At 74.4% G+C, this 11,391-nt stretch carries 5 protein-coding genes and 5 pseudogenes; all 10 read right to left on the bottom strand.

Annotated elements, in window-relative coordinates; translation table 11 throughout:
- Positions 1 to 678: DUF4328 domain-containing protein (locus KPL57_RS70980; protein ID WP_226358153.1), on the bottom strand; the 678-nt coding region annotated here is incomplete at its 3' end.
- 3 nt (positions 679 to 681) lie between these two features.
- Positions 682 to 1,011 (bottom strand): rhodanese-like domain-containing protein, encoded by a 330-nt coding sequence (locus KPL57_RS54210; protein WP_020627288.1) that lies wholly within the window; start codon positions 1,009 to 1,011, stop codon positions 682 to 684.
- 433 nt (positions 1,012 to 1,444) lie between these two features.
- Positions 1,445 to 3,037 (bottom strand): annotated as a pseudogene (locus KPL57_RS54205) (cation acetate symporter); the annotation flags it as partial.
- The gene (locus KPL57_RS54200; RefSeq protein WP_020627290.1) at positions 3,034 to 3,375 is read right to left on the bottom strand and encodes a DUF485 domain-containing protein; all 342 of its coding nucleotides are present in this window, start codon (positions 3,373 to 3,375) and stop codon (positions 3,034 to 3,036) included. The gene KPL57_RS54200 and the pseudogene KPL57_RS54205, both read right to left, overlap by 4 nt.
- 215 nt (positions 3,376 to 3,590) lie before the next feature.
- Positions 3,591 to 5,348 (bottom strand): cation acetate symporter, encoded by a 1,758-nt coding sequence (locus KPL57_RS54195; protein WP_226358152.1) that lies wholly within the window; start codon positions 5,346 to 5,348, stop codon positions 3,591 to 3,593.
- A complete protein-coding gene (locus tag KPL57_RS54190) occupies positions 5,345 to 7,906 on the bottom strand; it encodes a hypothetical protein (RefSeq protein ID WP_226358151.1) in 2,562 nt (853 codons plus the stop codon). Before KPL57_RS54190 ends, KPL57_RS54195 begins: the two co-directional genes overlap by 4 nt.
- Positions 7,903 to 8,750 (bottom strand): annotated as a pseudogene (locus tag KPL57_RS54185) (LytR/AlgR family response regulator transcription factor). Before KPL57_RS54185 ends, KPL57_RS54190 begins: the two are co-directional and overlap by 4 nt.
- Before the next feature lie 171 nt (positions 8,751 to 8,921).
- Positions 8,922 to 9,802 (bottom strand): annotated as a pseudogene (locus tag KPL57_RS54180) (S49 family peptidase).
- 576 nt (positions 9,803 to 10,378) lie between these two features.
- Positions 10,379 to 10,501: pseudogene (locus tag KPL57_RS68185) on the bottom strand (sensor histidine kinase); the annotation flags it as partial.
- 682 nt (positions 10,502 to 11,183) lie between these two features.
- Positions 11,184 to 11,391 (bottom strand): annotated as a pseudogene (locus KPL57_RS54170) (zinc finger domain-containing protein); the annotation flags it as partial.

The following is an 11,391-nucleotide window of genomic DNA, read 5'->3' as shown; positions in this document are numbered from 1 at the left end:
CGACGGCCGCCGTTCCGGTGGCAGCTCCAGTGCGGTGTGCTCGGTCTCGGCCAGCAGCGAACCGGGCGCGACCAGGTTCCAGCCGGGCACCACCCAGCCCGCGACGACCCACCGGTGGCTCCGCCAGGCGCGCGTCCCCGCACGGTCCGCGGCCGCCCGGTAGGTCCACAGGCTCCACGAGATCACCAGCACCCCGGCGGCGATCGTCGCCACCACCGAGGACCAGCCGCCGAACCACACCAGCGCGTCGGAGACGCCGACAGCCTCCGGGGACAACGCGTCGGACCGGCTGAACAGCAGCAGCACGTACCGCCACACCTCGGCGACGGCGGCGATCCCCGACACGACGACCACCACCCACAGCACGGGTACGAGCTGCGCGGCCAGCGCGCGGGCCCGGTCGACCGGCCGGAGCGGTCCCTCGCCGGGTACCGGCGCGATCCGCCAGGGCCCCACCGGGAGGCCCCAGCGCGGGACGGTGCGGTAGCGGGGCGGACCGGTGTAGCGGTCCCGACGGGCGGCGGGCTCGGCGGCCGGGCCACCGGGCGTCGTCGCGACCCAGTCGAGGGCGGCCAGGTAGCGACCGCACCACGGGCAGAACGCGCCCCCACCGGGGGGAGCCGTCCGGCCGCAGCGTGGGCACGGCGGGCCCGGCCGTCGGGGCGCCGGCGCGGACACGGGTCAGGCGATCCGGGGGGCGCTGCCGTCGTCGGTCACGATCGTGCGGCCCTGGGCGGCCCAGTCCTGCATGCCGCCCTCGACGTTCACCGCCGGGAAGCCCTGCTGGGTCAGGTAGGCGACGACCCGGGCCGACCGGCCGCCGGAGCGGCAGACGACGTAGAGCGGGTCGTCGGTGGGGACCTCGCCCATCCGGGCGGCCAGCTCGGACATCGGCAGGTGACGGGCGTGCGGGGCGTGCCCGGCGGTCCACTCGTCGAGCTCGCGGACGTCCAGCATCGGGGCGTCGGCGGGGAGAGCGGACACGCTCACGGCGGGAACCGGGTCGGACATGGCGCCATCCTGCCACGCCACCCCGTCAACCCGCCGTGAGCGGCGTGGCTCAGCGGCCGTCGTCGCGGTAGAGCGACCCGTGCGGGATCGTCACCTCGTTCGGGTCCAGCGGCGGCTGCGCGGCCCGGTACCCGCCGGTGGCCTGCGCGGGCCGGTACCCGCCAGTGCCCTGCGGTCCCGGCGGGCGGCCCGTCCCGTACCGGTCCGGACGTCCGTCGGCGCCGACCACGGGCTGGACACCGGTCAGACCGGTGTTGCCGAACAGCTCGCCGGCCTGGCGGCTGGTCTGCGGCCGTTGCCCCGGGTTCGGCCGGGGCTGCGGACGCGGCTGCGAGCGGTGCCGACCGGAGCCCTCGGTCTCGCGCCGCGGGATGCCGATGAGGTCCTCGGCGGGGACCGCGGTCGGCTTCGGCGCCTCCTTCGGCGCGGTGGTCGCGCGGACCGCACCGGCACCGGTGAGCGAGCGGACCTCCATCTCGGCGAAGCGGGCGGCGTTGAAGCGCTCGCGGCCGCCGAGGAAGGTGCCGATGATGCCCAGCGCGAACGACACCGGGATCGACACCAGGCCGGGGTTGGACAGCGGGAAGAACGCGAAGTCCACGTTCGGCACCATCGAGGTCGGGGACCCGGACACGGCCGGGGAGATCACGATGAGGCCGACGCAGACGATCACGCCGCCATAGATGCTGCACAGCGCGCCGGTCGTGTTGAACCGCTTCCAGAACAGCGAGAACAGGATCGTCGGCAGGTTCGCCGACGCGGCGACGGCGAACGCCAGCGCCACCAGGAACGCGACGTTCTGCCCGTTGGCGACGATCCCGCCGCCGATCGCGACCAGGCCGATGACCAGCGCGGTCGTGCGGGCGACCTTCACCTCGGCGTCCGGCGTGGCGGTGCCACGGCGGAGCACGTTGGCGTAGACGTCGTGGGCGAACGAGGCCGATGCGGTGATCGTCAGACCGGCGACGACGGCGAGGATCGTCGCGAACGCCACCGCGGAGATCAGGCCGAGCATGATCTCGCCACCGATCGCGTAGGCCAGCAGCGGCGCGGCGTCGTTCTGGTTCGCGCGGGTGATCGTCCCCGGCGGCAGCAGCGCCGTCGCGCCGTAGCCGAGCACCAGCGTGAACAGGTAGAAGATGCCGATCAGCCAGATCGCCCAGACCACCGAGCGGCGGGCCTCCTTGGCCGAGGGCACGGTGTAGAAGCGCATCAGGATGTGCGGCAGGCCCGCCGTACCGAGCACCAGCGCGAGACCGAGCGAGATGAAGTCGATCTTGTTCGTGTACTGCAGGCCCGGGTTGAGGATGGCCTCGCCGCGCTCGGAGTTCCGGGTGGCGTGTTCCAGCACCGCGGACAGGTTGAACCCGTAGCGGCCGAGCACCCAGGTGGTCAGCACCGCGGCGCCGGTGAGCAGCAGGCCGGCCTTGATGATCTGCACCCAGGTGGTGCCCTTCATCCCGCCGAACAGCACGTAGACGACCATGAGGCCGCCGACGACGACGATCACCAGCGCCTGCGAGAGCTTGTCGGTCTTCGGGATCTGCAGCAGCAGCGAGATCAGCCCGCCGGCCCCGGCCATCTGCGCGATCAGGTAGAAGAGCGAGACGACCAGCGTCGAGGTCGCGGCGGCCGCGCGGACCGGGCGCTGACGCATCCGGAACGCCAGGACGTCGCCCATCGTGAAGCGGCCGGTGTTGCGCAGCAGCTCCGCGACGAGCAGGAGCGCCATCAGCCAGCCGACGAGGAAGCCGACGGAGTAGAGGAAGCCGTCGTAGCCGTAGAGGGCGATGGCCCCGGCGATGCCGAGGAACGAGGCCGCGGACAGGAAGTCACCGGCGATCGCGGTGCCGTTCTGCGGGCCGGTGAAGGCGTGCCCACCGGTGTAGTAGTCGGCGCGGGTGGCGTTGGTGCGGCTCACCCGCAGCACGATCATCAGGGTCACGATCACGAACAGCAGGAAGAACCCGAGGTTCGCGGTGACCGAGCCGACCGACTCGGCCTGGGCCAGTACGGACGTGGTCATGCGCGCACCTCCGCCTGCTCGACCCGGGCGCGCAGTTCGGCGCTCGGGCCGTCGATCTCACGCTCGGCGAACCGGACGTACAGGGTCGTGATCAGGAAGGTGGAGACGAACTGGCCGAGGCCGACGAGCAGCCCGACCGTGATCGTGCCGACGACCCGGATGGACATGAACTCGGGGGCGTAGCTGGCGAGACCGACGTAGGCGAGGTACCAGGCGAGGAAGATCGCGGTCATCGGGAACACGTAGCGCCGGAGGCGGCTGCGGTACGCCCGGAACTCGGGACTCGCCTGGACCTGCTGGTAGATCGTGCCGGCCGAGCGCTCTGCGGGGCTGCTCATGGTGCCGGTTCCTTTCGGGTCGTGCTGCGGGGAGCCGGGCCGCGTCGTGGCCGGGGGACCGCGGCGCGTCCCCGGGGGACACACTTCACCCGGAACAACGACCGGGTATCGCGTCGGGGAACGTCGTTGCGTGCCGATACCGACGAGAACCCCGGTCCGGACGAACCCACCGGTCCGAACGGTGACGCTGTGTAGACCCGTTCGGCGGAGACCCGTCAGGCCCTGTCGTCCAATCGGTCCCGCATGAGACCCAGCCGTTCGGGTGCGTGCAGGCGCAGGAGCACCTGGCCCGCGTCGACGGGGCGGCGCGCCCGGGTGAACCGGGACACCAGCGCCATCGTCGCGAACGCCAGCGGCACACTGACGATCGCCGGCCGGTACAGCAGGACCCCGATCCAGTCGGCCTGCGGACCGAGCCCGGAGACGTCGACCCCGGCGAGTGCCGCGACGACCGCACCGGCCGACACCACCCCGCCGACGACGACCCCGGCGATCGCGCCGACATCGGTCAGCCCGCGCCACCAGATGCCCAGGACGAGCAGCGGACAGAACGTGGACGCGGCGACGGCGAACACCAGCGCGACGGCCTCGGCGAAGTTCAGGCCGGTCGGCACGAGTGCGACGATCGTCGGCGGCACCCCGGCGAGCACCGTCGCCAGCGGGAAGCGCCGGGTCATCCGGCCGTGCCGGGGCAGCACGTCGGTGGACACGACGCTGGCCAGGCTGACCAGCAGGCCCGACGCCGTCGACAGGAACGCGGCCCACGCCCCCGCCGCGACGAGGCCGCCCACCAGCGCGCCGAGCAGCCCGCTGCCCAGGATCGCGGTCGGGAGCAGCAGGACCGCCGCGTCGGTGCGGCCGGTGACCAGCAGCTGCGGGGTGTAGACCCGCGACAGCACGCCGAGCAGCGTCACCAGGACGTAGAAGCCGCCCAGCATCGCCAGGACGAGCACGGCGCTGCGACGGGCCGCCCGGCCGTCGGAGTTGGTGTAGAAGCGGCCGAGCACGTGCGGCAGGCCCATGGTCCCGAGGAACGTGGCGAGGATCAGCGAGTAGGTCGCGAGCAGCTGGTGCTGATCGGAGCCGGCGAACGGGCGCAGCCAGCTCTCGTCGTCGGTCGGGGCACCGCGGGTGACCGGCACCGGGGCGCCCGCGGCGAACCGCAGCTCGGTCCCGGCGGTGACCTCGTGGGTGGACCCGGCGACCCAGCGCAGCGGGCCGTCGACCGGCTGCCCGGCGACGGTGCCGCGGGCGACGACGTCGACGGCCAGCCGCGCCTCGAGCGTCACCGGGGTGGCGACCGAGACGGTCGTGGGCTCGCGGAACTCCGGCGGCTCGTCGCGGGCGAAGGTGTGGCCGTCGCCCAGCCAGACGGCCAGGCCGATCACGGCCGGCACGGCGAGCGCGGTCAGCTTGAACCAGTACTGGAACGCCTGCACGAACGTCACCGAGCGCATCCCGCCGAGCGCGACGGTGGCGACCACGATCACCCCGGCCGCGCCGGAGCCGATCCAGTCGGGCAGACCCGTGACGATGCCGACGGTCAGCCCGGCGCCCTGCAGCTGCGGCAGCAGGTAGAGCCAGCAGATGACGATGACGACGGCCGCGCAGACCTTGCGCAGCATCGGCGAGGCGAGCCGGGCGTCGGCGAAGTCGGGGACGGTGTAGGCGCCCGATCGGCGCAGCGGCGCGGCGACGAACAGGAGCAGGAACAGGTAACCGGCGGTGTAGCCGACGGCGTACCAGAGCGCGTCGACACCCTGGACGAGGATCAGCCCCGCGATGCCGAGGAACGAGGCCGCCGACAGGTACTCGCCGGAGATCGCGCCGGCGTTGAGCCGCGACGGCACCGACCGGGACGCGACGAGGAAGTCCGAGGTCAGCCTGGTCCGGTGGGCGATGGAGCCGATCACGGAGGACGCGACCGCCACCAGGACGATCGCGACCAGCGACAGGATCGCGGTCAGGCTCATCGATCGGCCACGTCGTCGGCGAAGTCCTGCTCCGCCGCCTCCGCGGAGCTCACATACCACCAGCCCAGGCCCAGCAGGAACGGGTAGACGAGCACGCCGAGCAGCAGCCACGGCAGCCGGATGCCCAGCACCTCGATCTGGCCGAGGACCGGGACCGCGATGAACAGGGCGGGCAGTACACCCAGCCCGATCAGCGCGACGACGCTGACCCGCAGCGCGAGCAGCAGCTGGGTGCGGACCAGGGAGTTGCGCAGCAGGGTGCCGACGGCGCCCGGGTCCTGCACGTCGGACAGCCCGCGCGAGGACTGCGCGGTCGAGCGGCGCTCGGAGAGCACGATGCGGACGCGCCCGGCGCCGAGCTCGTCGTCGCCGGGCTCTTCGGCGGCCGCGGGCGGGTCGGTCGGCTCGGCGGAGAACGGGCGTGGGCGGGCACCGGTGTAGGGCGCCGCGGCGACCGGGGCGAACGGCTGGGGACCGGGCTCGACCGACGGCTCGGGAGCAGGCGCGACGTCGACCTCGGGGGCGCGCCAGATGACCTCGGTGCGTTCGAGGGGGCCGCCGCGCAGCTCGTCGAGCTCCTCGTCGAGCTCGTCCTCGTCGGGGAGGTCGTCGTCGTCCAGCTCGTCGTCGGTGCGGTGGTCGGTGGGGTGGTCGGTGGGGTGGTCGGAGGGGTCGGCCGCGGGGCCGAACCGGTCGGCGGGGTCCGGGCGGTACGGCGTCGGGGCGACGGGATCGCGTCGCCCCGACGCGGACCAGCGGGTGGGGACCGGGCGGGTCTCGGTGGATCCCTCGGGCCCCGGCCGGTCGGCCGGTGCGGCGACGGTCGTGTCCCCGGTCGTGTCCCCAGTCCCGTCTGCGCGCTCGTCCGCGCTGCCGGGGCGGGCCGGGAGCCCGGTGCCGTCCGTGCCGCGCGGGTCCGCCGTGTCCGTGTCGCGGGCCGTGTCCCGGTTCGTGTCGGCGACGGTCGCGCCGTCCGTGGCCCCGGCCGTGCCGGTCGCGTCCGCCGCGTCGGGGGCGCTCGCGGTGTCGGCAGCGCGCGCGGTGTCGGGGGTCCCCGCCAGGAGCGCGCTGCGGTCGGGGGACCAGGTGCTCGACCACGACGTCGCGCCCGGGACGCGCTGGGGCAGGCCGGAGCCGCCGCCGGTCGGGGGCCACTGCTTCCCGCTGTCGGTGACGTCCGGAGCCGGGGTCTGCGCACCGCTGTCGACGACGTCCGGTGCCGGGGTCGCGGCGGGGACCGGCGGCCAGCCGGGACCGGGGCGCACACCCTCCGGGGCGTACGGGTCCGGCACGAGGTTCGCGCGCGGCCGAGCCGGGCGAGCGCGGGTGGGGTGGACCGGCGGGCCGTAGGTCTCGCGCGCGTCGGGGTCACGGTCCTCGGGGTCGCCGTCGTCCGGGGCGTAGCCGCCCTCGTGCGGGGTCGCACCGCGCGGGGTCGCACCGTGCGGCGTCGTGTCGCGCGGCGTCTTGTCGCGCGGGGTCACACCGTGCGAAGTCGCGCCGCGCGGGCTCGGGGCGGGCGGAGTCGGGGCGGGCTGCGGCGCGGTGGGTACGGCAGGCGGCGTGGCGGTCCCGGCGCCGGTCGCGACGCCACGAGCGGCGGCGCCGCGGGGCGGGTCGTCGTGGTCGGGAGAGGGCGCCGGCGCGTCGTCGGGGTCGGCCTGCCCACGGTCCCGGTGCGGCGTCGGGGACGGGTCGACGCGGGCGTGCCGGCCGGTCCCCCCGGCCCGGTCCGCGACGCGACGGGCGATCTCGGCCTGGAGCCAGCCGGCGCCGCCGTCGGCGGCGGGTTCCTCCGCCGCGCGACGGGCACGGCGAGCGGCGCGGCCCCCGGTCGCAGCGGTCGCCTCCCGGTCGCGGGAGGTCCGGTCGCCGGATCCCGGGTTGCCGGATCCCGGGTTGCCGGATCCCGGGTTGCTGGGACCCGGGGTGACCGGGCCCCGGTGACCGGGGACGCGGTCGTCGGGAGCGGTGTCACGGGGCACGCCGCCACTGGAGGACGAGGCGCTGGACGTCGAGGCCGTGGGCGTCGAGGCGCCGGGCGTCGGAGCGCCGGGCCTCGGGGCGCCGGAGGTCGGGCCGCCGGTGGGCCCGGGCGCGGCCGGAGCGGGACCGGCGGCGCGCAGAACGGCCCCCTCGGATCCGGGGGTGGCGGTCGGTTCCGGGCGGGGGGTCGGCCGGGGGGCCGGACGCGGCCCGGGGCCACCACCGGGCCGGTACCCGTCGGCCGGCCGCGGGTGCGGGCCGGACGCGTACGAGCCGCGCGGCTGGGCCGGGATGGCGTTCCCGGCAGGCTCCGGTGCGAGGGCGACCCGGCGGTTACGGTGTTCGAGCGCCGGGTTCCAGGCGTCGAGACCGGCGACGGCGCCGTCCGGGTACGGGCGCGACCGAGCGGGATCCGGCCGGTCCTCGGGCGCGGGGGCGCCCTGGTCCGCGCGCGGGCCGGCGACCGTCGCGTCGGGTCCGGTGCCGGGCCGGTCGGACCCGTCGAGATCGTCCGCGGCCCGGTCGGACTGCGGACGCACCGACGGCGAGACGCCGCCGGTGGACCTGTTCACCTCTGGCTCCACGCCTGCTTGGTCGCACGGACGAGGCGGTCCTTCAGTTCACGGGTGTGCCGACGGCTGACCGGCAGCTCCGCGGTCTCCGGGCCGGAGCCGATGCGCACGACGTAGCCGGACCCGGCCAGCCGCAGCTCGGTGACCAGCGGCAGCGCCACTAGGAACGAGCGGTGGATGCGCACGAAGCCGGCGTCGCGCCAGCGGTCCTCGAGCACCGACAGCGGGATCCGGACGAGGTGGCTGCCCTCGGTGGTGTGCAGCCGGGCGTAGTCGCCCTGGGCCTCGACGTAGCGCACGGCAGACCGCGGTACCAGCTTCGTGGTGCCGGCCAGCTCGACGGGGATGACCTCGTCGTCGCCACCGCTCTCCTCGCGGACGGTCTCGACCGGTCCGCTGCGACGGGTCGACAGGATCCGGTCGAGTGCGGCGGAGAGCCGCTCGGTGCGCAGCGGCTTGAGCAGGTAGTCGATGGCACCCACGTCGTAGGCGTCGACCGCACGGTCGTCGTGCGCGGTGACGAAGACGATCGCCGCTGCACGGCCATGTTCTGCAGCACCCGGGCCAGCTCCAGGCCATCGAGGCCGGGCATGCGGATGTCGAGGAACACCGCGTCGATGTCGGTCTGCTCGGCGACGTCCGCGCCGCCCCCCGCACCGGGACCCGCGGCCGCCCCGGCCCGGCGGCCGTTCAGGATGCGCAGTGCCTCGGTGGACTCGCCGGCCTTGAGGACCGTCGCGACGCGCGGGTCCTCGTCGAGCAGGAAGGCCATCTCCTCGAGCGCGGGCTGCTCGTCGTCCACCGCGAGAACGACCAGTCCGCGGGTGGTGTCGTTGCTGTCCACGATCTCCTCATCCTGCTTCCTCAGCCTGCGCCGGAAGCCCATCCGCTCGATGATCGCCCGGCGCCGCGACCATGGTGACGTGCCGACGCGCGTGATGCCAGGGCACGAACCGGATCGGTGACCGTCCGGACACGGGGTGCAGCTCGGTCGTGGTACGCCCAGTCACCGGTGTCACAGCCCGTAACGGGCCCACGCCGCCCGTGTCTCGAGGGCGGAGAGCAGCTCGTGCCCGGCCCCCGCGACACCGCCGGGGAGGCCGGTCCGGGCCGCGGATCCGCCCGCACCCAGGCGGGCGAGCAACGGCCTGCGCTGCTCCACCGGGCGCTGCTCGGCGTGGGGGAAGCGTTCGGTCAGGACGTCGTGGGCGCTGCCGATGCCGTCCACCAGGCCCAGCGCGCGGGCCCGCTCGCCCAGCCACACCTCGCCGTCGAACAGCTCGGTGTCGGTCGCGAGCCGGTCCCCCGCGCCGCTCGCGCACCCATCCGGTGAACCGCTCGTGCAGCTGTTCCTGCAGACCGGTGAGCCAGGCGACGTCCTCCGGCCGCTCGGGCAGGAACGGGTCCAGCCGCGACTTCGACCCGCCCGCGGTGTGCAGCCGCCGGGTCACGCCCCACCGCTCGATCAGGGCCGTCGAGCCCGAACCCGGCGCTGATCACGCCGATCGAGCCGACGACCGAGGTGGAGCAGGCGTAGATCTCGTCGGCGGCGCAGGCCAGCCAGTAGCCGCCGGACGCGGCGACGTCCTCGCAGAACGCCAGCACCGGCACGTCCTTCTCCGCCGCCAGTGCGCGGATGCGGTTCCCGATCAGCTCGGACTGGTGGGCGAGCCGCCCGGGGAGTTGATCACCAGCGCGACGGCGGCGAGCCGCTCGGGCGCGAAGGCCCGCTCCAGCACCTTCTCCAGCGAGGAGATGCTGAGCACCTGGCGCGGGCACCGGCGCGGCCTGGGCACTGATGACGCCCTGCAGCCGGACGACCGACACCACCGGGGGGCCGACCGACTCACCCAGCCTGCCGGGCAGACGCGAGGTCACCGCCGCGGGAATACGCAGGACGTCCATGCCGTCCCACCGTACGCGCGCGCACAGGGTGACGTGGTGTGACCGGATCGGCACATCTCGCCCTCGCGCGGTTCACCCGTACGGCCCAGCAAGGCGCCGGAGGGCCACCACGGACGCCCCCGGGTCAGGCCCGGATGCCCGCCCGGAACTTCGGCACCCGCAGCGTGATCTTCATTCCGGCGCCGATGTTGGTGTCGACGACGAGGCCGAAGTTGTCGCCGAAGGCCGAGCGCATGCGGTCGTCGACGTTGCCGAGGCCGACGTGCGCGCCGGAGAGATGGGCGTCGTCGAGGTCCCTCGTTGAGCCGGGCCGGGTCCATGCCGACGCCGTCGTCCTCGACGACGATCACGCACTCCGAGCCGGCGTTCTCCGCGCGGATGGTGACGGTGCCGGCCGTTGGGCTTGCCGGACAGCCCGTGCCGGACAGCGTTCTCCACCAGGGGCTGCAGGGCGAGGAAGGGCAGGACGACGTTCTGCACCTCCTGGTCGATCTGGAGCTTGATGTTGAGCCGGTTGCCGAAGCGGGCCTTCTCCAGCCGCACGTAGCGCTCGATGTTGTTCAGCTCGTCGAGCAGCGTCGTGTACTCGCCGGCCGAGCGGAACGAGTAGCGGGTGAAGTCGGCGAACTCGATGAGCAGCTCACGGGCCCGGGCCGGGTCGGTGCGGATGAACGAGGCGATCGTGGTCAGTGCGTTGTAGACGAAGTGCGGCGAGATCTGGGCGCGCAGGGCGCGGACCTCGGCCCGGTTGAGCCGGGCGCGGGAGTCGTCGAGCTCGGCGAGCTCCAGCTGGCTGGAGACGTAGCGCGCGACCTCGCCGGTGGCCCGCAGAAACCGGGGGGCGGCCGTCGAGGGGGTGAGCGCGGCCAGCGTGCCGATGATGTTCCCGTCCGCTCTCCAGCGGGACGACGACGATCCCGCGCACCTCGCAGCCCGGCTGGTTGCACTTGATGGCGGTGTGGCTCATCAGCTCCATGCGGCCGGTCCGGACGACCGTGTCCGCGAGCGTCTGCACGTCCTGCTGGTGCTGGTCGGCGCTGCCGTCCCAGCCCAGGACCGTGCCACGCGAGTCGGTCATCGCCATCGCCGTGGTCTCCAGCAGCTGGCGCAGGTAGGGCAGCGCCTGCGACGCCGAGCGCGACGACAGCCCCTCCCGCAGCACCCGGCGCGGCCAGCGCGACCGTGTGCAGCGCGGAGAACGTGGCCTTGGCCAGCGGCGACACCATCGTGTTGCGCCGGTTGCGCTGCCACAGGAAGAAGAACACCGCGACGACGGCGACGACGACCGCCACCACGAGCAGCAGCGCCATGGAGGGGGTGAGCGTGGTGGATCCGTCCACGACTGCGAGTACCCCCGTTCCCGCGCCCGCCACTAGCGCACCAACCGGGACAGGCGGCGGTCGGCGAGCGGTTTCCCCCCGGTCTGGCAGGTGGACAGTACTGGAATGATCTCTCCGCGAACGACACCTCGCGCACGGTGTCGCCGCAGACCGGGCAGGGGCAGCCCGGTGCGGGCGTGCACGCGCAGCCCGGAGCGCTTCTCCCCCTTGAGCTCGGCGGCGCCTGGCCGACCGAGCGGG

This window comes from Pseudonocardia sp. ICBG601, assembly GCF_020496245.1.
Note: the sequence above shows the minus strand (reverse complement) of the source record. Positions and strands in the feature narration are given on the sequence as shown.

What these genes read in the sequence shown, in the direction of transcription:
- KPL57_RS54210 (WP_020627288.1), bottom strand. Translation starts at nt 1,011, where the DNA reads ATGTCCGACCCGGTTCCCGCCGTGAGCGTGTCCGCTCTCCCCGCCGAC.
- KPL57_RS54195 (WP_226358152.1), bottom strand. Translation starts at nt 5,348, where the DNA reads ATGAGCCTGACCGCGATCCTGTCGCTGGTCGCGATCGTCCTGGTGGCG.
- KPL57_RS54200 (WP_020627290.1), bottom strand. Translation starts at nt 3,375, where the DNA reads ATGAGCAGCCCCGCAGAGCGCTCGGCCGGCACGATCTACCAGCAGGTC.